This window comes from Vibrio sp. CUB2, assembly GCF_001557945.1.
In the GTDB taxonomy this organism is placed as follows: domain Bacteria; phylum Pseudomonadota; class Gammaproteobacteria; order Enterobacterales; family Vibrionaceae; genus Vibrio; species Vibrio owensii.
The window spans coordinates 23,682-47,692 of the sequence record NZ_LNRB01000002.1 but is presented as its reverse complement, the minus strand read 5'-3'; the positions used below and the strand labels follow the sequence as shown (position 1 = coordinate 47,692).

General features: G+C 45.8%; 21 protein-coding genes. 14 read left to right on the top strand and 7 right to left on the bottom strand.

The annotated features are described in order from the left end of the window. Positions 1–38: 38 nt before the first annotated feature. Positions 39–1,073, bottom strand: coding sequence for an NADP(H)-dependent aldo-keto reductase (locus tag ATB78_RS02580; protein ID WP_009707698.1), 1,035 nt, complete (start codon positions 1,071–1,073; stop codon positions 39–41). A 154-nt stretch (positions 1,074–1,227) separates the two neighbouring features. Between ATB78_RS02580 and ATB78_RS02575 the strand changes: the two genes are divergently transcribed. Beyond that, entirely contained in the window at positions 1,228–1,539 is a 312-nt protein-coding gene (locus tag ATB78_RS02575; protein ID WP_005447906.1) for a DUF6482 family protein, read from the top strand. Here the strand turns inward: ATB78_RS02575 and mutH are convergent, their stop codons facing one another. Next, the gene (mutH, locus tag ATB78_RS02570; protein ID WP_061007742.1) at positions 1,540–2,220 is read right to left on the bottom strand and encodes a DNA mismatch repair endonuclease MutH; all 681 of its coding nucleotides are present in this window, start codon (positions 2,218–2,220) and stop codon (positions 1,540–1,542) included. Between the two features lie 618 nt (positions 2,221–2,838). On the opposite strand from mutH, the gene rppH reads away from it, so the two are divergent. From rppH to ATB78_RS02545, 5 genes are read left to right on the top strand one after another with little or no spacing between them, the layout of a single operon-like run. Then, positions 2,839–3,357, top strand: a complete 519-nt coding sequence (gene rppH / locus ATB78_RS02565) for an RNA pyrophosphohydrolase (RefSeq protein WP_005434895.1) — start codon at positions 2,839–2,841, stop codon at positions 3,355–3,357. 9 nt (positions 3,358–3,366) lie between these two features. After that, positions 3,367–5,613, top strand: a complete 2,247-nt coding sequence (ptsP, locus tag ATB78_RS02560; protein WP_038888988.1) for a phosphoenolpyruvate--protein phosphotransferase — start codon at positions 3,367–3,369, stop codon at positions 5,611–5,613. Between the two features lie 6 nt (positions 5,614–5,619). After that, positions 5,620–6,411, top strand: coding sequence for a sulfite exporter TauE/SafE family protein (locus tag ATB78_RS02555; RefSeq protein WP_038888989.1), 792 nt, complete (start codon positions 5,620–5,622; stop codon positions 6,409–6,411). Positions 6,412–6,450: 39 nt separating this feature from the next. Then, positions 6,451–7,272, top strand: coding sequence for a prolipoprotein diacylglyceryl transferase (gene lgt, locus ATB78_RS02550; RefSeq protein WP_005428620.1), 822 nt, complete (start codon positions 6,451–6,453; stop codon positions 7,270–7,272). Between the two features lie 9 nt (positions 7,273–7,281). Next, the gene (locus ATB78_RS02545; protein ID WP_038888990.1) at positions 7,282–8,133 is read left to right on the top strand and encodes a thymidylate synthase; all 852 of its coding nucleotides are present in this window, start codon (positions 7,282–7,284) and stop codon (positions 8,131–8,133) included. Between the two features lie 551 nt (positions 8,134–8,684). Here ATB78_RS02545 and ATB78_RS02535 read toward each other — a convergent pair. Then, entirely contained in the window at positions 8,685–9,833 is a 1,149-nt protein-coding gene (locus ATB78_RS02535) for a Na/Pi symporter (RefSeq protein WP_005533254.1), read from the bottom strand. Between the two features lie 383 nt (positions 9,834–10,216). Here ATB78_RS02535 and nhaR point away from each other — a divergent pair, with 383 nt between their 5' ends. Further along, the gene (nhaR, locus tag ATB78_RS02530) at positions 10,217–11,107 is read left to right on the top strand and encodes a transcriptional activator NhaR (RefSeq protein WP_005533256.1); all 891 of its coding nucleotides are present in this window, start codon (positions 10,217–10,219) and stop codon (positions 11,105–11,107) included. Between the two features lie 126 nt (positions 11,108–11,233). Further along, positions 11,234–11,539 (top strand): metalloregulator ArsR/SmtB family transcription factor, encoded by a 306-nt coding sequence (locus ATB78_RS02525; RefSeq protein WP_061007740.1) that lies wholly within the window; start codon positions 11,234–11,236, stop codon positions 11,537–11,539. 132 nt (positions 11,540–11,671) lie between these two features. Here the strand turns inward: ATB78_RS02525 and rpsT are convergent, their stop codons facing one another. Beyond that, entirely contained in the window at positions 11,672–11,932 is a 261-nt protein-coding gene (gene rpsT, locus ATB78_RS02520; RefSeq protein WP_005447926.1) for a 30S ribosomal protein S20, read from the bottom strand. 294 nt (positions 11,933–12,226) lie between these two features. On the opposite strand from rpsT, the gene murJ reads away from it, so the two are divergent. From murJ to ispH, 6 genes are all read left to right on the top strand, one after another. Then, a complete protein-coding gene (gene murJ / locus ATB78_RS02515; protein ID WP_061007739.1) occupies positions 12,227–13,789 on the top strand; it encodes a murein biosynthesis integral membrane protein MurJ in 1,563 nt (520 codons plus the stop codon). A 70-nt stretch (positions 13,790–13,859) separates the two neighbouring features. Continuing rightward, a complete protein-coding gene (gene ribF, locus ATB78_RS02510; protein ID WP_005533261.1) occupies positions 13,860–14,795 on the top strand; it encodes a bifunctional riboflavin kinase/FAD synthetase in 936 nt (311 codons plus the stop codon). Between the two features lie 64 nt (positions 14,796–14,859). Further along, positions 14,860–17,688 (top strand): isoleucine--tRNA ligase, encoded by a 2,829-nt coding sequence (gene ileS / locus ATB78_RS02505; RefSeq protein WP_038888992.1) that lies wholly within the window; start codon positions 14,860–14,862, stop codon positions 17,686–17,688. Between the two features lie 73 nt (positions 17,689–17,761). After that, positions 17,762–18,268 (top strand): signal peptidase II, encoded by a 507-nt coding sequence (lspA, locus tag ATB78_RS02500; RefSeq protein WP_005440576.1) that lies wholly within the window; start codon positions 17,762–17,764, stop codon positions 18,266–18,268. A gap of 160 nt (positions 18,269–18,428) precedes the next feature. Beyond that, entirely contained in the window at positions 18,429–18,860 is a 432-nt protein-coding gene (gene fkpB / locus ATB78_RS02495) for an FKBP-type peptidyl-prolyl cis-trans isomerase (RefSeq protein ID WP_009707691.1), read from the top strand. Positions 18,861–18,884: 24 nt separating this feature from the next. Next, positions 18,885–19,850, top strand: a complete 966-nt coding sequence (gene ispH / locus ATB78_RS02490; protein WP_005440578.1) for a 4-hydroxy-3-methylbut-2-enyl diphosphate reductase — start codon at positions 18,885–18,887, stop codon at positions 19,848–19,850. A gap of 81 nt (positions 19,851–19,931) precedes the next feature. Here ispH and btsR read toward each other — a convergent pair whose 3' ends face one another. The 3 genes from btsR to ATB78_RS02475 form a co-directional block, all read right to left on the bottom strand. Further along, positions 19,932–20,660 (bottom strand): two-component system response regulator BtsR, encoded by a 729-nt coding sequence (gene btsR / locus ATB78_RS02485; protein WP_005440579.1) that lies wholly within the window; start codon positions 20,658–20,660, stop codon positions 19,932–19,934. 31 nt (positions 20,661–20,691) lie between these two features. Beyond that, positions 20,692–22,362, bottom strand: a complete 1,671-nt coding sequence (locus tag ATB78_RS02480; protein ID WP_005440583.1) for a sensor histidine kinase — start codon at positions 22,360–22,362, stop codon at positions 20,692–20,694. A gap of 138 nt (positions 22,363–22,500) precedes the next feature. After that, on the bottom strand, positions 22,501–23,985 hold the full coding sequence (locus ATB78_RS02475; RefSeq protein ID WP_005440585.1) for a carbon starvation protein A: 1,485 nt from the start codon (positions 23,983–23,985) through the stop codon (positions 22,501–22,503). Between the last annotated feature and the right edge of the window lie 26 nt (positions 23,986–24,011).

Here is a 24,011-nt window from a genome sequence, read left to right as displayed (position 1 = left end):
TTTTTACGTTTGGTATTGTATTGTTTGCTCGGCGCCCACTATGGGCAGGGGTTCGAGTAAGTCGTACCAATCGCTTGGATGTCATTAAGCAATTCTTCACTTAGATGAACATTGATGCTGTCGATATTGGACTTCAGTTGTTCTAGGTTAGTCGCACCAATGATGTTAGAGCCAACAAATGGACGCTGATTCACGAAGGCAAGCGCCATTTGCGAAGGGTCTAAACCGTGGTCACGAGCTAGGTTGACGTATGCTTCTGTCGCTTTAACGCCTTGTGGTGTGAAGTAGCGAGCAAAGCGTTCCCAAATCGTGCAACGCGCACCTTCTGGTTTGGCTCCGTTGAGGTATTTACCACTTAAGCAGCCAAACGCCAGCGGTGAGTATGCGAGTAGCTGAACGCCTTCGTAATGGCTGATTTCAGATAAGCCGACTTCGAAGCTGCGGTTTAATAAGTTATACGGGTTCTGAATGGAGACGATTCTCGGTAAATCATGTTTTTCTGCCAAACGTAGCAGTGACATCACGCCCCATGGCGTTTCGTTTGAGACACCGATGTAACGCACTTTACCTGCGTTGACTAACTCTGTGAGAGCTTCAAGGGTCTCGATCAGCGTGACCTCTTCTTGCTTATCTGGGTAAGGGTAGTTGAGCTGACCAAAGCAGTTGGTTTGACGCTGTGGCCAATGCAATTGGTATAGATCGACATAATCGGTTTGCAGGCGTTTTAAGCTATCGTCGATCGCAGTGTGAATATGGCGACGGTTAAGGCTCATGTTTTCACGAATGTATGGGACGTTGCGCGGACCAGCGACTTTCGTTGCTAAAACCACTTTCTCGCGTTTACCGCTTTTCGCTAACCAATTGCCAATGTACTGCTCGGTGAGTCCTTGTGTCTCAGCTTTCGGCGGAACGGGATACATCTCGGCAGTATCGATGAAATTCACCCCATGATCGAGGGCAAAGTCGAGCTGTTGAAACGCTTCTTGTTCGGTATTTTGCTCACCAAACGTCATAGTGCCAAGGCAGATCTTACTGATCTCGAGTGATGAGTGCGGTAGTTTTGTATATTGCATTTCACATCCTTGAAGAGTTACCGACTGAATAAGTCATTCCAATATAGGGGATTTTTAGTCGTGGTCGCAAATGATTTAGGTTTCTCTTTGTCGTTAACTCGAAACTTATCAATACGCTAACTAGACTTAAAGGATCTTGTGAAGGAGGTGCATTATGCAGAAGCATCAACTCGACATGTGGTTGCATGGCCACCACAAGGACTCTTACAAAACACCGAAGGTCTTTGTGATAGGTTGTTCTGATGTCTCTGACTATCTATTAGCAGTGGAGTACAAACACCAACTAGAGCCAATCAAAGATGGCGAAGATCCGATTCATTTTGGGTCGTTAGATTTGGTAAAAGAGGAACTGCTTAGGTTAGGGATTGATAAAGCTTACTTGAGACTGCACAACGCTTACGATGAATTTGGTAGCGATGGCGCAGCCTCTTACTGTGATATTGAACTGTCACTGGTAACGCATTAATCACTCTGATTGGGCGTTAATATAATGCTTCAGTAGGATCTGCTCAGTAAATTGTGTCCTGAGATAGAAACCGCGAGGCAGGGTTTTGATCGGTTTTCCGTTCGAACTGTACGCTTCCGTTAAAGCTTTCGCATTTGCAGCTTTCGGACGTAAGTGCAGCGCTTCTCCGTGTCTGGCGGAAATTTGATCAAACTTACCTAGTACGATCAATTCCATCAATTCTTCCCAATCGTTTTTCAGAATCTGCTCTTCTTCTTGATCTGGCGACCAAATCAACGGGCTGCCGACACGGCGCTCAGCCAACGGAATCTCGCGTTCACCTTCTACTGGTACCCAAAGCACACGGGACAGTTTATTACGTACATGACTGGCTTCCCATGTTAAACCTTGCACGCCAGTCAGTGGGGCAACAGAGACAAAGGTGGTCTCTAAAGGTTTGCCAGAATAACCGATCGGAATGCTCTTTAGCTCGATCCCAAGTTTGGCGAAATCTTGCTGAGGCTTGCTGCCGGCTGGGGCTCCCAAATGCCATTCGAGTAATTGACCGACCCAACCTTTATCGCGTTTCAAGTTTTCAGGAACGGTCATGCCGGCTTCTTCTGCGAGCTCGGCAAAGCTTAAGCCAGCAATGTCTTGCGCGCGTTCCATTAGTTCAGCTTCGGATTGTGGTTCTGGTTTCATAATGACAAGGTGGTATTGGAAAACGTCTAGTCTAACAAATTTGAATAAAATCCTCTGTCGAAGATTTCATCGAGCTGAATTAAGAATGATCAATTCATAACTTATCCACAGATTAGGAAGTGACCAATAGGATCTCTATGTAAGCTGGATGAATAAACAGGGGTTTAAGGCATGATTGAGGCTTGATTTTATTGAGATGTCATGAAGTCCTACCTGTCCAATGTGGATAAATAACCGATTGTGCGATCTTTGACCGATCTGTATTTGGTGAAAAGATCATCAAGAAAAGTAAGATCATTAAATCATCATAATCTAAATATATGTATTTATAATCAATAGCTTACTGTTTTTTGTTGTCATTGTTGAAATTGGCGCTTGTGATGGTTTTGAACAAAATTCTTTGTTGATAGCGTTTTCTTCACAAAGTTATTCACAGAAAAGGTGAATAAATGTGGGCTATGTCTCAATCTTGTGTTGATAAAATAATGCCTGTTTAAAAGATATCCAAAATTGGCCAAAAGCTAATAAATCTTGCTCATATCACATCAGTAAGTTTGCTAGTAATGGGGATATGTGGAAAAATCACGGTAATAAAAAATTATTCATAGAGGTTAGCCAGTGATAGATGGCGATGGTTACCGACTTAATGTTGGTATTGTGATATGTAATAACCATGGTCAGGTCTTCTGGGCTAAACGATACGGGCAACACTCATGGCAATTTCCACAAGGTGGGATTGACGAAGGTGAAACACCTGAACAAGCCATGTTCAGGGAGTTATATGAAGAAGTCGGTCTGACGAAAAAAGACGTTAAGATCATCGCAACAAGTCGTCATTGGTTAAGATATAAGCTACCAAAGCGATTGGTGCGTTGGGACTCCAAGCCTGTTTGTATCGGCCAAAAACAGAAATGGTTTCTGCTGCGATTAGAATGCGATGAATCCCGCATCAATATGCAGCGTGGGAAATCCCCTGAATTTGATGGTTGGCGCTGGGTAAGCTACTGGTATCCAGTTAGGCAAGTTGTTTCTTTCAAGCGTGACGTATACCGTCGAGCAATGAAAGAGTTTGCATCTTTAGCCATGCCTTTTCGAGAGCGCAAGACGAAAGGGAAAAGAAAAAAGCAACGTAGATAGAGGATTAACATGCTCAGTCAGCTAAGGGAAATAGTTGAAAAAGTCTCCAGAGTCGATGACGTGCATCTGGCACTCGACATATTGGTAAAAGAGACTTGCGCCGCCCTATGCACTGAGTGTTGTACTATTTACCTTGCTAATGAAGAAATGCAGCGCCTTGAGTTAATGGCAACTCAAGGCCTTACTTTTGAAGGCGATAGCATCCATATCAACTTCAATGAGGGCTTGGTCGGTTTGGTGAAGCGCAGTGCAGAACCGTTAAACTTGGCTGAGGCTTCCACTCACCCTGATTTCAAATTCTTTCCTCAATTGGGTGAGCAGGTTTACCACTCTTTTCTTGGCACCCCGATCATCCATCGTAAGCAAGTATTAGGTGTGTTGGTTATCCAGCAGAAAACGCCGCGTTTGTTCAGTGAGATGGAAGAGTCTTTCCTTGTTACCTTGTCCGCTCAGATTGCAATACTGATTGCCCATGCGCAAAATCTCGGTCATTGGCAACTTGCCTCTAAACCAACGGTGATCAAAGGGCTACCAGCTTCAACGGGTGTCGCGATAGGTGAGTTCTGGTTTGACAATACCCAGCCTAATTTGAGCGATGTTTTCCCTGCCTCTGCCTTAGATAAAGAACGAGAGCATGAACTGCTTGCGGTCGCGGTGGAAAGGGCGCTGAGCGATTTTCGTCGTATGCGTAAGAAGTTCGACAGTGAAATCAATAAAGACGCCTTGGCGATCTTCGACCTTTTTACTCACTTACTCAACGATCCAATGCTGCGTGGCGATCTCAAGAAGCAGATTGAAAAGGGCGATCGTGCTGACTGGGCATTGCGCCAAGTTGTTGAAACCTACTCGAACCGCTTTGCGCGTATGTCTGATGTTTACCTGCGTGAGCGCGCGCAAGATATTCGAGAGTTGGGACAACGTCTGCTGTATTTCTTGCACAACAGTGAGCAAGAGCATGCCTCGATTGATCGTCCGGTGATCTTGGTTGCCAATGAACTTACGGCGACTTTACTCGCATCAATTCCAAAGCAACATCTGTTGGCTGTGGTGTCACTAGAAGGTGCTGCAAACTCCCACGCTGCGATTCTCTCACGTGCATTGGGTGTTCCTGCCATCATGGGCGCGAACATCAACACCAGCGTCGTAAATGGTAAAAACGGCATTGTTGATGGGTACACTGGTGAGATTTATTTAGAACCGAACAGGCAGCTTCTGCGCGAGTATCGTAGTCTTGTTAGTGAAGAGTCTGAATTGTTCGCCATGGTGAACAAAGACTTAGCACTGCCTGCGATCACGCAAGACGATTGCCATGTTGAAGTAATGCTCAACGCGGGTTTGAGTGCCGATAGCAATATCGCGATCAATTCCGGTGTTGATGGCGTTGGTTTGTATCGAACGGAAATCGCTTTTTTACTTCAGCATCACTTTCCGTCCGAAGATGAGCAGTATCATCAGTACCAAGCGATTCTGAACAGTTACCCGAATCAACGCGTTGTAATGCGCACCCTAGATATCGGTGGTGATAAACCATTGCCGTATCTGCCTATTGATGAAGACAACCCATTTTTAGGCTGGCGTGGTATTCGTTTTACCTTGGATCACCCAGACATCTTTTTGATCCAATTGAGAGCGATGCTAAGGGCGAGTGCGGAAAGTGGCAACTTGAGCATTTTATTGCCAATGGTGTCAGGCATTAAAGAGTTCGACGACGCCGTCGCACTGATTAATCAAGCCTACAGCGAGGTGGTGTTGCTGGATGAGCGAATTCAAGCTCCGAAGGTTGGGGTGATGATCGAAGTGCCTTCAATGGTGTACTTGCTGCCGGCTATCGCTCACCGTGTTGACTTCGTTTCTGTCGGTACCAACGACTTAACGCAATATTTGTTGGCTGTTGATCGGAACAATTCCCGTGTTGCGGATGTCTATGAATCCATGCATCCAGCGGTGTTGTTAGCGTTAAAACAAATTCACGATGTTTGCCACCAATATCAAGTGCCTGTGTGTATTTGTGGTGAGCTAGCTGGTGATCCATTTGGTGCGTTGCTCCTGTTGGGCTTAGGCTACAACAGTTTGAGTATGAACACCTCGAACGTGGCTAAGGTGAAATATTTGATTCGTCATAGCCAACAAAAAGAACTCGAAAAACTCGTCGAAAAAGCCATGTCATGCTCTTACGGGCAAGAAATCCATCAAATGATGCATGATTTCTTTATCCAGCAAGGCTTTGCCGGCTTTATTCGTGCAGGTAAGAAGTAGGTAACAGTGACCATCTCTTTATTTATATTATTGCTCGCGCTAGGCGCTTTCGTAGGCGTGATGGCGGGGCTTCTTGGTATCGGAGGCGGACTGATTGTCGTTCCTGCGCTACTTTACCTTCTTCCTCTTGCTGGTATCTCTCCTGAAATGAGCATGCATATGGCGTTAGCAACGTCATTGGCGAGTATCATCGTGACCTCTGGTTCTTCTGCACTTAACCACCTTAAGCTTGGCAACGTCGATATGTTCGTCGTCAAATGGCTGATGCCTGGCGTGGTGATTGGCGGTTTTGTTGGTGCCAATATCGCCGAGTGGATCCCAACGCATTACTTACCGAAAGTTTTTGGGGTGATTGTGCTGTGTCTAGCTGTACAAATGTTTCGCTCAATTAAGACGAAAAGCGAGAAGCCAATGCCAAGTAGTCCGGTCACTATGATGTACGGAACGGGAATTGGTGTGGTATCGAGTCTTGCTGGTATTGGTGGTGGTTCACTGTCGGTGCCTTTTTTAAACAAGCATGGTATTGAAATGCGTAAAGCGGTTGGCTCCTCATCGGTGTGTGGCTGCGTGATTGCGATTTCAGGCATGATTGGATTTATCTTACATGGCTACAAAGTAGAAGGGCTACCTGACTACAGTGTGGGCTATGTTTATCTGCCAGCTTTAGCGGCGATTGCGATGACGTCGATGCTCACGACGAAAGTCGGCGCGAAGATGGCAACCAACCTTCCTACGGCGGTCTTGAAGAAGATCTTTGCCGTGTTCTTGATGTTTGTTGCAGCGACCATGCTGCTGTAAAGTCCACCTGTTTTATTAGTAATAAGAAGAGAATGAGTTATGTCTCAGGGATATTTAGAATTTCCCAATATTGATCCGGTTTTAGTCTCTATTGGTCCTGTTTCTGTTCGTTGGTACGGTTTGATGTACCTAGTCGGCTTTATGTTCGCACTATGGTTGGCAAATCGTCGCGCAGATAAGCCGGGTAGTGGTTGGACGCGTGAGCAAGTTTCTGACTTGTTGTTCGCGGGTTTCCTTGGGGTAGTGATTGGTGGTCGTGTTGGCTACGTTATTTTCTACAACTTTGATTTGTTCTTAGCCGATCCTCTATACCTATTCAAAGTCTGGACTGGCGGCATGTCATTCCATGGTGGCTTGCTAGGTGTTATCACCGCCATGTTCTGGTACGCACATAAGAATGGTCGAACTTTCTTTGGTGTGGCGGACTTTGTCGCGCCGTTAGTGCCATTTGGCCTTGGTATGGGACGTATGGGTAACTTCATGAACAGCGAACTTTGGGGACGTGTAACGGATGTGCCATGGGCGATCATCTTCCCAAACGGTGGCCCACTGCCTCGTCACCCATCTCAGCTTTATGAGATGTTCCTAGAAGGTATTGTGCTGTTCTTTATCCTTAACTGGTTTATCAAAAAGCCTCGTCCTTTAGGTGCGGTATCAGGGCTATTTTTAGCTGGATATGGTACATTCCGTTTCCTAGTTGAGTTTGTTCGCGAACCGGATGCACAGCTTGGTTTATTTGGTGGTTACATTTCGATGGGACAAATCCTATCCTCACCGATGATCATCCTGGGTATCCTTATGATGGTTTGGGCGTACAAACGTGGTCTTTACCAAGACAAAGTCCAAGCAGAAACGAAGTAAGGAATTGGTGTGAAACAGTATTTAGATTTGTGTCAGCGTATCGTTGACCAAGGCACTTGGGTTGAAAACGAACGTACAGGCAAACGTTGCCTAACGGTGATCAACGCAGACTTGACCTACGATGTTGCTAACAATCAATTCCCATTAGTGACGACACGTAAGAGCTTTTGGAAAGCGGCAGTTGCTGAGCTACTTGGTTATATCCGTGGTTACGACAACGCAGAAGACTTCCGTAAGCTGGGTACCAAAACGTGGGATGCGAACGCAAACCTAAATGAAGCATGGTTGAACAACCCATTCCGTAAGGGCGAAGACGACATGGGACGCGTATACGGCGTTCAAGGTCGAGCATGGGCGAAGCCAGATGGCGGTCATATCGACCAGTTGCGTAAGATTGTGGATGATTTGACGCGCGGTGTTGATGACCGTGGTGAAATCCTAAACTTCTACAACCCTGGTGAATTCCACATGGGCTGTTTGCGTCCATGTATGTACAGCCACCACTTCTCACTGTTAGGTGACACGCTATACCTAAACAGCACGCAGCGCTCTTGTGACGTTCCGCTAGGTCTGAACTTCAACATGGTTCAAGTGTATGTGTTCTTGGCAATCATGGCGCAAATTACAGGTAAGAAACCTGGTCAGGCTTACCATAAGATTGTTAACGCACACATCTACGAAGATCAGCTTGCACCAATGCGTGACATCCAGTTGAAGCGTGAACCACTAAAAGCGGCAACCTTCCACATCAACCCAGAAATCAAATCTTTAGAAGATTTGGAAACATGGGTAACCCTAGATGACTTCTGGGTAGAAGGTTACGAACACCACGATCCAATTCAGTACCCGTTCTCAGTTTAACGAGTATATTGAGTTTTCTAAGCCGCCTTTATGGGCGGCTTTTTTATACTCGAAGAGCGGGGGGAAGGAACGGGCTTTGCCCTGTGGAACGCTGCGCTTCGGGAGTTGGGAGCAGGCTCTGCCCTGAGGAACGTTTCGCTCCGAGATGTGAGAGGGAATAAAAGCTCCCCAACTCGCCCGTGCCTCGCTCTTGAGGATGACGTTCAAGCACTCTGAAATCAAACGGTGTCATTCCCGAAAGCGACGAAGGAGCGTCGTCGGGAGTCTCTTTTACCACAGTTTACAGCGTGATTAAGAAATGAAAGCACTTTGCTGTAGGTAGCGAGAGTGTGGCGCTGGAAGCTCAGTGAAGGTTAGAGAGTATTGACAGAACTTACCGTCCTAGGTGGATATAATCGAGTCTTATCCCTTATCCCTTATCCCTTATCCCTTATCCCTTATCCCTTATCCCGAAGCGTAGCGTTCCATAGGGCGAGCCCGTTTTCGCTTCCACAAAACGAAAAAAGGCCCCACCGAAGTGGAGCCTAAAATAAGCGATGGTAATCTTATTATTATGCTGTCAGAGCAAGGATAGAGCCTGGTAGCACGATGAACACTGCCAGTAGGTAACCTGCTACAACCGCTTTATTCTTAATAGCTAGTTCTGAAATCACTTCTGCACATTTCACTGGAATCTCACGTAGGAACGGGATACCGAAGATGAACAATGTCGCCAGAATGTTGAACGTTAGGTGTACTAGTGCAATTTGCAGTGCGAAGACTGCGAACTCGCCAGATACCGCTGTTGCTGCTAGTAGAGCCGTGATACATGTACCGATGTTTGCACCTAGAGTGAATGGGTAGATGTCACGTACTTTTAGAACACCTGAGCCTACTAGTGGAACCATTAGACTTGTTGTCGTAGAAGAAGACTGAACAAGAACAGTAACTACAGAGCCAGATACGATACCGTGGATAGGACCACGACCGATTGCGTTCTTAAGGATGTCACGTGCACGACCAACCATTAGGCTCTTCATTAGCTTACCCATAACCGTGATAGCTACGAAGATAGTACCGATACCTAGAGCGATTAGCGCTACGCCACCCATAGTGTCGCCAAATGTTGCTAGTGGCTCTTTGATTGCACTTACTACTGGTTTAGTAATTGGCTTGATGAAATCAAAGCCTTTCATGCTCATATCACCTGTATTTAGCAATGGCGATACCAACCAGTGAGAGATTTTCTCTAGGATGCCGAACATCATTTCCAATGGTAGGAAGATCAGTACTGCAAGTAGGTTAAAGAAGTCGTGGATTGTTGCACTTGCGAATGCACGTTTGAATTCGTCTTTACAACGAACGTGACCAAGCGAAACCAGTGTATTTGTTACGGTTGTACCGATGTTAGCACCCATTACCATAGGAATAGCGGTTTCTACAGGTAGACCACCTGCAACCAAGCCCACAATAATAGAAGTTACGGTACTTGAAGACTGGATCAGTGCCGTAGCTACCAAACCGATCATTAGACCTGCGACTGGGTGAGACGCAAATTCAAAGAGTACTTTAGCTTGATCGCCAGTTGCCCATTTGAAGCCGCTACCAACCATAGATACTGCTAGAAGAAGCAGATACAACATGAATGCCAAGTTAGCCCAGCGTAACCAGCGAGTCGTGCTCGAGATTGGTGCTGCTGTAGAAGTAGCTTGGTTCATCATAATTTTCTCCGTGGACCTTTCAGTTCGTTTATTTGGTCTGTTGTTGAAACTGAGGGCGATGTTAGAGATGAAATATTTCAGTAATATGACAGTTCAGTTTCTATGGGGAATTTTTATTATTCTTTTTGATAGTTATCTGTGAAGAAAAATTCACATGAAAATAAGTTATTGATTTTATATGATTTAACTTCACTTTTGTTTTGTTGATAAGTTTTAAGAGCAGATTAAAAAAGTGCGTTTTGCTTCAAGTTTTATGACAGTATGAATATGATATTTTCGGTAAAACTATTGTTTTCTTGTGTTTGTGTAGGTTTTGCCGAGGTTATTGTTTGTCGTTGTCACATTTGATATAAAAAGTGTCATCTTCTTTCTAGGGAATGGCTATGTCGCACTTAAACTATAACCACCTTTATTACTTCTGGATGGTGTGTAAACAAGGCTCGGTAACAAAAGCTGCCGATGCATTATTCCTGACGCCACAAACTGTGACAGGGCAGATTAAAGCACTTGAAGACCGTATGAAGGGGAAGTTGACCAAACGTAATGGTCGTACGGTAGAGCCAACAGAGCTTGGACAGCTGGTATTTAAGTACGCAGATCGCATGTTTGGGTTGAGCTATGAAATGCTCGATATCGTCAACTATAGCCAACACTCCAATATCCTATTCGAAGTCGGCGTTGCCGATGCCCTCTCCAAACGTCTCGTCAGTAAAGTGCTGATGACCACGGTTCCAGAGGACAACAGTATTCACTTACGTTGTTATGAATCGACTCACGAACTGTTGCTAGAGCGTTTATCGCAACACAAGTTGGATATGATTCTTTCTGACTGCCCAGTAGATTCGACGCAAAGCCCTGGTCTATATAGTAAAAAGCTTGGTGAAAGCAGCATGAGCTTTTTTGCTTCGTCAGAAATTCCAGACGTCAAGTTCCCCGAAATCCTAGAGAAGAAAAAGCTACTTATCCCAGCAAGCCGAACGGCAATGGGGCGAAAAGTACTGCAGTGGTTTGATCGTCAAGGATTACAACCAGATGTGTTGGGTGAATTTGATGATGTGGCGTTAATGAAGGCCTTTGCTCGATATCGCGATGATGTCATTTTCTTAGCACCGACGGTGTACATGTCCGAGATTGAGGACGATCGCAATTTGCAATTAATTGGGCATGTTGACGATTTGAAGGAAGAGTATTACGTCATCTTTGCCGAGCGAATGATACAACATCCAGCAGTAAAGAACGTTTGTGATGCAGATTTTAGCCAAATGTTTGAATGAACAAGTTTCGTTGCGCAAATAAATAGATTACTATCGACAAAATTATAACTCGAAATTATAAAATCTTTGTAACACAACAAACTGGCCAGGGTTGGGGAAAGTAAGTTGTAGCTAGAGGTACAGCACATGAATCTACAAGAAATGGAGAAAAACTCCGCCAAAGCTGTCGTGTTGCTTAAAGCGATGGCAAATGAAAGACGCCTACAAATCCTTTGCATGCTGCATAATCAAGAGCTTTCGGTCGGGGAGCTTTGCGCAAAACTAGAGTTGAGTCAATCGGCACTGTCTCAGCACTTAGCGTGGCTTCGACGCGATGAGTTGGTTGCAACGCGAAAAGAAGCGCAAACGGTCTACTACACATTAAAGAGTGATGAAGTGAAAGAGCTTATTCAAACACTTCATGGTCTCTATTGTGAGGTAGCTACCGCGTGATGACAGGTCACAAATGAGAAAAAGCTGGCATTGCCAGCTTTTTTTTATGCTTTCAATTTAGTAACACTAAATTTTAGATATAAAAAAACCGGCGTGAGCCGGTTTTTTCTTCACTGTGGAATCAATTCTCTATTAAAGAGCTTTGATTTGTGCAGTGAAACGAGACTTATGACGAGCTGCTTTATTCTTGTGAATAAGGCCTTTAGTCGCCATACGGTCTAGGATAGGTGTAACTGCAGCGAATGCAGCAGTTGCAGCTTCTTTGTCGCCTGCTTCGATAGCAGCAACAGTTTTCTTCATGTAAGTACGCATCATTGAGCGACGGCTAGCATTGTGCTGACGACGTTTCTCAGCTTGGATAGCGCGCTTCTTAGCAGATTTACTATTTGCCAAGGGTCTAACTCCCAAAAACTTATTTCTATGACAATTTAAGGGCGAGGACTATCCCTCATTTGCGCCTAAATGTCAAATGATTTGTGCAAAAACCAATCGAAACCAAAACAAATTTTGGTAACAAAGGTCATCGCGGTTAAGATGGCGGGGATTCTAACAGCATTTTTAGACCATTGCTAATAATTATCCGCCTAGATCTGACAATAAACGGATATATTTTTAACGCCCATTTGTAGCTTTCAAAGGCTTAGAGGAATAGGGTTGGCTATCTTTTGGTGATATTCCGAGGTTACAGTGAGTAAACGACTGCTCAAGTCTGGCATGATCGTCAGTGCCATGACATTAATTTCGCGCGTCCTAGGTTTAGTTCGTGATGTAGTAGTAGCAAACTTGATGGGGGCCGGCGCGAGTGCCGACGTCTTCTTCTTTGCCAATAAAATCCCTAATTTCTTACGTCGTCTGTTTGCTGAAGGCGCGTTTTCTCAGGCTTTTGTACCAGTACTAACCGAAAGCCACGCCCAAGGGGATATGGACAAAACCCGAGAGTTGATTGCCCGTGCTGCTGGTACGTTAGGTGTGATTGTCTCTATTGTTACCATTCTCGGGGTTTTAGGCTCTGGTGTCGTAACGGCACTTTTTGGCTTTGGTTGGTTCTTGGACTGGATGCATGGTGGTCCGGCGGCTGAGAAGTTCGAACTTGCCAGCGTGATGCTCAAGATTACCTTTCCTTATTTATGGTTCATCACTTTTGTAGCGCTTTCGGGGGCTATCCTCAATACGTTAAGTAAGTTTGCGGTTTCTTCTTTTACCCCTGTCTTCCTTAATGTGATGATCATTTTGGCTGCATGGTTTATCTCACCGCAGATACCGCAGCCAGAAATCGGTCTTGCCATCGGTGTTCTTCTGGGTGGCTTGGTGCAGTTCTTATTCCAAATTCCTTTCCTTATTAAAGCGGGTGTGATGGTTAAGCCAAAATGGGGCTGGTGCGATCCGGGCGTGGTAAAGATCCGCACCCTTATGATTCCTGCTCTATTTGGTGTGTCGGTAAGCCAAATCAACCTGTTGTTTGATACCTTTATTGCTAGCTTCTTACAAACAGGCTCTATCAGTTGGCTTTACTACTCTGATCGCTTATTGGAGTTCCCACTTGGCCTATTTGGTATTGCGATAGCGACGGTGATTCTCCCTGCATTATCACGTAAGCACGTAGACGCTCACAGTGAAGGTTTTGCTCATACGATGGATTGGGGCGTACGCATGGTGACCTTACTAGGTATTCCTGCAATGCTTGGTTTGATGGTACTAGCAAAGCCAATGTTGATGGTGCTATTCATGCGCGGTGAGTTTTCTCCGCAAGACGTACATCAAGCCTCTCTCTCTTTATTAGCGTATGCATCAGGTCTGCTTAACTTCATGCTGATTAAAGTGCTTGCGCCAGGTTACTACTCGCGTCAAGACACCAAAACCCCAGTGAAGTACGGCATCATTGCAATGGTGACGAATATGGTCTTTAACGCGATCTTTGCATACTTCTACGGTTACGTTGGTCTTGCTATCGCAACGGCACTTTCTGCTTTTGTAAACATGGCGCTGCTATACCGCGGCTTGCACATTGCCGGTGTGTACCAAATCACTAAGCGAACTGTCCTCTTTATTATACGTTTGGTGATAGCTGGCGCAGCGATGGTTGCGGTTATCTTGTGGCAACTTGAAGACATGTCTGTGTGGCTGAATTGGAGCTTTGCTCACCGCAGTGGCGTATTGGGAATGCTGATTGCACTTGGTGCTGGCGTTTACCTTGCTGTGGTGTTTTTACTCGGCGTACGTTTAAAAGACCTAAAAGCTGGGACAGAATAAGGTTGATTGGTATATAATCCGTCAGTTTCACACAGTGCAAAGTAAAAACAGAGGCATAAAGCAGTATCCAATGGAACTGATCAGAGGCATTCACAATATCAAGTCGCGCCATCATGGCTGCGTGCTGACTATTGGCAATTTCGATGGCGTACACAGAGGCCATCAACAAGTATTGCAGCAAGTGTCTGAACAAGCGGAGAAACTTTCGTTGCCTTCGGTTGTGATGACCTTTGAACCTCAGCCGATGGAGCTGTTTGCTCGAGATAAGGCACCTGCGAGGTTAACGCGACTGCGTGATAAGTTTGTTCAGCTGAGTAAGCTCGACATCGATCGTTTGCTGTGTGTTAACTTCAATCGTCATTTTGCTGACCTAACGGCGGAAGAGTTTATCCGTGACTTGTTGGTTGGTCGATTGGGTGTTAAGTTTCTTGTCATCGGCGATGATTTCTGTTTCGGCAAAGGCCGAACTGGTAACTTTGCGATGTTACAAGAAGCAGGGGAAAAGTACGGCTTTGAAGTTGTCAGTACCCAAAGCTTTTGTTTACAGCAATTACGAGTGAGCAGCACGGCTATCCGTAAAGCGCTGGCTCGTGATGATTTGCATTCCGCGCAAGAGATGCTGGGAAGAGATTACAGCATTGCCGGTCGTGTTTCACACGGAAGAAAGCTAGGTCGAACCATCGGGTTCCCTACTGCAAATATTCCTTTGAAACGCTGTGTATCTCCGGTTTCCGGAGTTTATGTTGTTCAAGCGCTTGGCTTAGGAGATAAGCCAGTGGGTGGCGTCGCTAACATTGGTCAACGACCAACAGTAAATGGTGTTCGCCAGCAGTTAGAAGTACACTTATTCGACTTTCACGCTAATTTATATGGCAAGCAGCTAGAAGTGGAACTTTTGCATAAACTTAGAGATGAGCAAAAGTTTGAGTCGTTTGAAGCACTTAAACAACAAATCGAATTGGATGCTGAAGCAGCGAGGGTGTGGCTGCGTCAGCTTAAGCGTTGAGCGGTTTATTCCACCGTGCAACATAATGTCTAATTTTCGCCCAATATAACGGAATTAAGAATCGATGAGTGAGTATAAAGATACCCTGAACTTACCTGAAACAGGGTTTCCAATGCGCGGCAACCTGGCCAATCGTGAGCCAGAAATGCTTAAGCGTTGGTACAAAGAAGATCTTTACGGTGAAATCCGTAAAGCTAAGAAAGGCAAAAAGTCATTCGTACTGCACGATGGCCCTCCTTACGCGAACGGTGACATTCACATTGGTCACGCACTAAACAAGATTCTTAAAGACATTATTATTAAATCCAAAACACTTTCAGGTTTTGACGCACCTTACATCCCAGGCTGGGACTGCCACGGTCTACCTATCGAATTGATGGTAGAGAAGAAAGTAGGCAAGCCAGGCCAAAAAGTGACGGCAGCTGAGTTCCGTGAGAAATGTCGCGAGTACGCTGCAGGTCAAGTTGAAGGTCAAAAAGAGAGCTTCAAGCGTCTTGGCATCATGGGTGAGTGGGACAAGCCATACCGTACTATGGACTTCGCAACTGAAGCGAACATCATCCGTGCACTTGGTAAGATCGCAAGCAAAGGCCACCTACTGAAAGGTTTTAAACCAGTTCACTGGTGTACAGACTGTGGTTCAGCTCTTGCTGAAGCAGAAGTTGAGTACAAAGATAAAGTATCGCCATCTATCGACGTTCGCTTCAAAGCGGCTGACGAAGCGGCACTGCTATCTAAGTTTGAGCTAACTGAAGGTCACGAAGGTCAAGGTGACGTATCTATCGTTATCTGGACAACAACACCTTGGACACTGCCTGCAAACCGCGCAGTATGTCTACGTGATGATCTAGAGTACGTGCTTATCCAAACAGAAGGCGACAACGCTGAGCGTATTATCGTTGCTGCTGAGCTGGCGAAAGACGTAATGGACCGTGCCGGTATCGAGCACTTCCACAACCTTGGCTTTGCTAAAGGTGCGGACCTAGAGCTTTCTCAATTCCAACACCCATTCTACGATTTCACTGTACCGGCGATCCTTGGTGATCACGTTACAACTGATTCAGGTACTGGTGTTGTTCACACTGCACCTGGTCACGGTCAAGAAGACTTCGCGGTTGGTAATAAGTACAACCTAGAAGTAGCAAACCCAGTTGGTTCAAACGGTGTTTACCTACCAGACACTGAGCTCTTTGCTGGTCAGCACGTATTTAAAGCGAACGATGCGGTAGTAGAAGTACTGAAAGAAAAAGGTGCACTACTACACCACCACGCTTACGAGCACAGCTACCCACACTGTTGGCGTCATAAGACTCCAATCATCTTCCGTGCTACGCCTCAATGGTTCGTTTCTATGGACCAAGCTGGCCTACGTGCTAAAGCACTAGAGTCAATCAAGAACGTAGAGTGGATGCCTGAGTGGGGTCAAAGCCGCATCGAAGGTATGATCGAAGGTCGTCCTGAGTGGTGTATCTCTCGTCAACGTACTTGGGGTGTGCCAATTGCTCTGTTTGTTCATAAAGAAACAGCAGAACTTCATCCAAACACGCTAGAGCTGATCGAGAAAGTCGCTAAGCTGGTTGAAGAGAAAGGCATCCAAGCATGGTGGGATGTCGATGCAGCTGAACTGCTAGGTGCAGACGCTGACCAATACGAAAAAGTACTAGATACGCTAGACGTATGGTTCGATTCAGGTGTAACTCACTTCTCAGTTGTTGATGCTCGTGAGGAGTACAACGGCAACAGTGCAGACCTATACCTAGAAGGTTCTGACCAACACCGTGGTTGGTTCCAGTCTTCTCTAATTTCATCTATCGCGATGAAAGACGAAGCGCCTTACAAACAAGTACTGACACACGGTTTCGTGGTTGATGGTCACGGTCGTAAGATGTCGAAATCTATCGGTAACGTGGTTGCGCCAAAAGACGTAACGAACAAGCTAGGTGCTGACATTCTTCGTCTATGGGTTGCTTCAACAGACTACACTGGTGAAGTTGCGGTTTCTGATGAAATCCTAAAACGCAGCGCAGATGCTTACCGTCGTATCCGTAACACAGCGCGTTTCTTCCTTGCTAACCTAAGCGGCTTCAACCCTGAAACAGACATCGTTCCTGTTGAAGAGATGGTTGCGCTAGATCGCTGGGCGGTTGGTCGTGCACTAGCAGCACAAGAAGAGATCGTTAAAGCATACGAAGAGTACAACACACACGGTGTAACTCAGCGTCTAATGCAATTCTGTTCAATCGAAATGGGCTCTTTCTACCTAGACGTAATTAAAGACCGTCAGTACACAGCAAAACGTGGCGGCAACGCTCAACGTAGCTGTCAGACTGCACTTTACTACATCGTAGAAGCGCTAGTTCGTTGGATGGCGCCAATCATGTCGTTCACTGCAGATGAAATCTGGAACGAAATGCCAGGTCAACGCGACAAATTCGTATTCACTGGTGAGTGGTTCGACGGTCTATTCGGTCTTGCTGAAGGTGAAGAGCTGAACAACGAATTCTGGACTGAGATCCAAGCGGTTCGTGGTGCAGTAAACAAACTTCTAGAAGATGCGCGTAAAGAGAAAACCATCGGTGGTGCACTACAAGCTGAAGTGACTCTATTTGCTGATGACGCACTAGCGGCGAAGATCAACAAGCTTGAAGATGAACTGCGCTTTGTTCTACTAACATCTGCTGCGAAAGTTAAGCCTCTAGGTGAGAAGACGGATGCAGCACAAGCGACAGATATTGAAGGCTTGTTTGTTGAAGTAGCAGCAGCTGAAGGCGAGAAGTGTGACCGTTGTTGGCACCACACGCCAGACGTAGGCACAATCGAAGGTCACGAGAAGATCTGTGGTCGTTGTGTGTCTAACGTAGACGGCGAAGGTGAAGTACGTAAATTCGCGTAATTGCCTAGAACGACTGAACTTTTTTTAAAATTAACAGCCCCAGTATTTACTGGGGCTGTTTGTAGGTAAAGTAATGAGTGAAAAAGCACTGACGTTAAAGCAATCTGGAGTTCGCTGGCTTTGGTTAGCAATTCTGGTATTTATTGCAGATATTGGCATCAAATTGGTGGTGATGGACAACATGGGCTACGGATGGGCAAACCGAATTGAGGTGCTGCCATTCTTCAACCTACTTTATGTTCATAACTACGGTGCAGCATTCAGCTTCTTGAGCGATCAAGCAGGTTGGCAGCGCTGGTTGTTTACAGGTATCGCGTTTGTTGTGACAGGTCTTTTGACCTACTGGATGAGCAAGCTTCCAGCCAAAGAAAAATGGAACAACATCGCTTACGCACTGATTATTGGTGGTGCAGTGGGCAACGTGTTTGACCGTGTTGTTCACGGCTTTGTTGTTGATTACCTAGACTTCTTCTGGGGTAACTACCACTGGCCAGCATTCAACCTTGCAGATACAACTATCTGTATTGGTGCGGCAATGATCATTCTTGATGGCTTCCGCAAAAAGGACGCTGACAAGTAATCTTTTGCGATATATCGAATAACCCTAAGCGTCGTCCGTTGATTCGGACGACGCTTTTTATTATGTTGGAGCCCAATCCGCGCATCTTCGTACAATAAAAAGCAATCACAGTACGTGATCAGATAGAGCGCAGGAAACCCAAGAACAAGGAAGCAGTAACGTGACAACAATAAATCAAGATTCAGCAGTAACGCTGCACTTCACTATCAAAATGCAAGATGGCTCTGTAGCGGATAGCACACATAATATGGGCAAGCCTGCTAAGTTCATTATGGGCGATGGCAGCTTGAGTGAGAACTTTGAGCAATGCCTACTAGGCTTACAAGTAGGCGAACAAAAGGCAATTGAACTAAAAGCGGCGGACGCTTTTGGCATGCCAAACCCAGACCATATCCACCATATGGACCGCACTAAATTTGTTGGCGAAGCGGAAGTTGAAGTCGGCACAATCATGGCATTCAGCGGTCCTGATGGAATGGAAATCCCGGGCATCATTACTGAGATTGCTGGCGACTCAGTAACTGTGGACTTCAACCATCCACTCGCGGGACAAGACGTGACTTTCGAAGTCGAAATTTTGTCAGTAGAATAGCGAACCAAATAAAAGATAACTTCCATGAGCAATGAAATGAAAATCCTGTTAGCTAACCCACGTGGTTTCTGTGCTGGTGTTGACCGCGCGATTAGCATCGTAGAGCGTGCGCTAGAGATGTATCAGCCACCTATCTATGTTCGACATGAAGTGGTGCATAACCGTTTTGTGGTTGAAGGTCTAAAACAGCGTGGTGCTATCTTCGTTGAAGAACTACATGAAGTGCCAGACAACAACATTGTGATTTTCTCCGCTCATGGTGTATCTCAAGCCGTTCGTCAAGAAGCGAAGTCCCGTGACCTAACGGTATTCGATGCGACCTGTCCGTTGGTAACCAAAGTACATATGGAAGTGGCACGTGCAAGCCGTCGCAATATGGAAGTGGTACTCATCGGTCATGCTGGTCACCCAGAAGTGGAAGGCACGATGGGTCAGTATTCAAGTGATACAGGCGGCATGTACCTTGTGGAAACGCCAGCCGATGTTGAGAAGCTAAAAGCGATCGTGAAAGATCCATCGGATCTGCACTACGTGAGCCAAACGACACTGTCTGTTGATGAAACTGCTGACGTAATTGAAGAGCTACGCCGCGTCTTCCCTGACATCCAAGGTCCACGTAAAGACGACATCTGCTACGCGACGCAAAATCGTCAAGATGCGGTACGCGAGCTTTCTGCCGATGTTGATGTGATGGTTGTTGTGGGTTCTAAAAACTCATCGAACTCAACGCGTTTAAAAGAACTGGCTGAAAAGCTGGGCACACCAGGTTACCTAACAGACTGCCCAGAAGACATCATGCCTGAGTGGTTTGAGGGTAAAGTAAAAGTTGGCGTAACGGCGGGTGCATCTGCACCAGAAGAGTTGGTGAATCAAATCTTGGATCGCATTAAAGAGTTGGTTGGCGCAGAAGCGGTTGATGAAGTGCTTGGTCGTGAAGAGAACATGTTCTTTGAAGTACCAAAAGAACTGCAAATCAAGCAAGTCGATTAAGACGAATCAAACACCAAAAAGGCGACCACAAGGTCGCCTTTTTCATTGGGAATTTCTACATGATTTCGCCAGAATTTGCGCTTAGTGACTGATACCTAACAGCTCTTTGAGCACCTTTAGGTAACGACGGCTCACCGGGATCTCAAAACCTGTTTTGGTAATGATTTCGGCCAATCCGTTTTCTAATAGCTTGATCTCGCTGATGGCTTTGATGCTAACCAGATACTGTCGATGACAACGCACCAATGGGGTTTTCTCTTCCAAGGTTTTTAGCGTGAGCTGTGTGCTGGCTGTTTGGCTGGTGGAACGTACATGCACTCCACTGATGTCACTGTAAGCACACTCAACCGTTTCGGTTGCCATGATCACAATGCGGTTGTGTCCAATGCAAGGAATCTGGTCTAGGCTCTCTGGGGCGATGGCAGACAGTTGCTGAGTGAGCGCGGATTGACTCATGACTTTATTAAGGCGTTTTACTGTTTTCGTCAAACGACATGGATCGACGGGTTTCAGTAGGTAATCAAACGCATTGTCCTCGAAAGCTTGAATTGCATATTGGTCGTAAGCGGTCACAAATACCACGTAGGGCATGGTCTCTGGATCTAACATGCCCAAAAGCTCGATGCCCGTCACCTGAGGCATTTGGATATCTAGGAAAACCACATCCGGTTTCAGCTCATTGATTTTCTTAAGCCCCATAATGGCATTTGACGCATCGCCAATCACTTCTATGTGACCCGTTTCAGCCAATAGTTCTGCCAGCTCTTCACGAGCAAACTGTTCATCATCAATGACGAGAGCGGTTAACATCCAAAATTACCTTTATGCGTTTTAACTGTGCTTATCGCGAGTGGGGAATGATAAAACTCATTTTAGTAAATTGGTGCTGCTGATAGGTAATTTTTAGCGCTGAATCACGCCCAAATTGATTCGATAAGCGCTTATCGACAATTTCCATGCCTAAACCAGAATGATTCTCTTTTGGCGGCTGGTAGCTTCCTGCGTTGTCCTCAACCGTTATCAACGCGCCTTGCGGGTGTGTTTGGCTGTAAATCTTTACCTTGCCACCTTCTAGCATATTGGAAATACCATGTTTGATGGCGTTCTCAACTAGCGGTTGAAGAGTAAAGCTCGGTAACTTGATATCGAGCAGTTCTGGTTCAATGTCGATCTCGACTTCCAATCGATCAGTAAAACGCGCTTTCTCAATCGAAAGGTAAGAATCCACATGTGCTAACTCTTCTTTCAGCGTCACCGTATTGATGTTCTGTTTTAAGTTACTGCGGAAGAAGTGCGACAAGTTTTGGATTAGTTCTCGTGCTTTATCAGGGTTACGACGAGTAATGGCACTAATGGTATTTAACGCGTTAAACAAGAAGTGCGGATTCACTTGAGCGTGCAGCAATTTGATTTCTGCCTGAGCTAATAGGGTTTGCTGCTGCTGATAATCACCATACAAGATTTGACTCGATAGAAGCTGAGCAATGCCTTCTGCCATTGACATGTTCGCAGTAGAGAACAGCTTGCGCTTTGGTTCGTAAAGCTTAATTGTGCCCACCACTTCTTTACCCGCGCGCAAAGGAATGATCAGTGCAGAGCCCAACTTACAATCTTTCGCTAATGAGCATTGGTAAGGGCGTTCACTGCCATCAAGGTAGATGATGTCGTTCTTCTCCATTGAATCGAGCGTGCTTTGCGATGAGATTGGAGTATTTGGCCTATGGTGATCATCACCGATACCAACGAAAGCCAGAATCTTCTCTTGGTCAGTAATGGCGACCGCGCCTACCTTCGTTTCTTCATAAATAATGCGGGCAATCTTATCTGCGTTCTCGCTGTTAAAGCCGGTGCTGAGAATACCCACTGAGCGGTCGGCAATGCTTAATGCTCGGCGTGAAAAGGTCGCTGAGTACTTTTCAAAAATGGTTTTACGATCTTGCAGAATACTCATAAACAGAGCGGCACCAACGGAGTTCGCGATGATCATTGGGGCTGCAATCGCTGAAACGAGTTCATAGGCTTGGTCGAATGGTTTGGCAACGGCAAGCAACAGAATCATCTGTACGATCTCTGCTACGAAGGTCACGCTGAACACCACGCTTGGATTAAACAGCATTGCGCCTTTGTTGCGTTTAATCAGGTAAACGTGCAATAAACCGCCAATTAAGCCTTCTGCTGTGGTCGATATAGCACAGGCTAAGTCTGTAAAACCACCTAAGGTGTAGCGATGGATGCCGCCAGTAAAGCCAACCGCAAAGCCGACAACAGGTCCGCCAAACAATCCGCCCATTACCGCACCAATAGCACGAGTGTTGGCGATGGCGTCGTTAATCTGTAAGCCGAAGTAGGTGCCTAGGATACAAAAGCCAGAAAAGAGTACATAACAAATGAGCCGATGGCTGAGGCGTGAAGAGATGCTCAGCAGAGGCAAAATGATCGGCGTTTTACTCAGCATGTAAGCCAGCACTAAGTAAACACACATTTGTTGTAGAAGGGAGATGACCAGTTCCATAACGAACCTAACCTAAAAATGATGTTTTTATTGTAAGTGAATTAAATCTTCGAAGAGAAACAAAAAGAGCCTGCAAAGGGCAGGCTCTTGGTTTATCCAGACATCGATAATGAATCGGTTAGCAAGCGAAGGTATTCATTATGCGGTTTCTGAGGCTGCTTGTGGCTTCTCGTCATCTGCTAGTTCAGTCTCACCTTTGCCTTTAGAAATCTTGATAACGTAAGCCGTTACCGCTAGTGAGAACACAATACCTACGATGGTTGAGATTTGCATTGGCAGACCAAAACCTAGCGTGCTGTTGTTTAGAATGAAAGTCACACACACGGTTGTCATGAATACTGCTGGGATAGTCGTAATCCAATGCAGTTTATTGTGACGTAGTAGGTAAGCCGAAGCCGTCCAAAGCATCATTACTGCTGTTGTTTGGTTTGCGAAGCCGAAGTAGCGCCAGATGATACCGAAGTCTACTTGAGTCAGAATGCCACCGATAACGAACAATGGTAGAGCCATTAGAAGACGGTTACGCAGTGTTTTCTGTTCCATACCGAAGTATTCAGCAAGAATCAGACGGCTTGAGCGGAATGCTGTGTCACCCGATGTGATTGGCAGAATAACAACACCAAGGAAAGCAATCACACCACCGAATACACCCAGTAGACCGAATGAAGCGCTGTATACCACGTTACCAGGACCACCGTTTTTCACTGCTTCTGCAAGACCATCAAGCGTGCCGAAGAAAGACAGAGCGATAGCACACCAGATTAGCGCGATAACACCTTCACCAATCATTGCACCGTAGAATACGAAGCGACCGTTTTTCTCATTTTCCATACAACGCGCCATCAGTGGAGACTGAGTTGCGTGGAAGCCAGAGATAGCACCACATGCGATAGTGATAAATAGTGCAGGCCATAGAGGCATATCATTCGGGTTCAAGTTAGTTAGCATGTCGCTTACTTGGAAATCGCCCATCACAGTGTGTTCGCTAGAGAAAGCAATAGCAGTCATTAGACCTACAGACATGAAGATCAGTAGCGCACCAAACAATGGGTAGAAGCGACCGATGATTTTGTCTACAGGAACAATTGTCGCAATGATGTAGTAAGCGAAAATCAACACAACCATAGTTGTCATGCTTACGCTAAAGCTGGTTTGATCGTTGATTAGGTTCGTGATCATGCCTGCTGGCGCTGACACGAATACCACACCAACAAGAAGCAATAGGACAATGGCAAAGATGTTCATAAAGTGTTTTGCGCCATTACCTAGGTAGCGACCCGTAATCGTTGGTACTGATGCACCGCCGTTACGAACAGAAAGCATGCCTGAGAAGTAATCGTGTACCGCACCTGCGAAGATACAGCCAACAACAATCCAAAGCATTGCAGCAGGGCCGTATAGGGCACCCATGATTGGGCCAAAGATAGGACCAACACCTGCGATGTTCAGAAGCTGAACAAGGTAAACACGCTTGGTTGACATTGGAACGTAGTCAACGCCGTCCGTTTTAGTATGAGCTGGCGTTTGACGATTCTCATTGATGCCAAAAATCTTCTCAACGAAAGCACCGTAGATGAAGTATCCGCCGATGAGGGCTGCGACACAGGTTAGAAACCACATCATAGCAATTGTCCTTGGTTTGTTAGGTA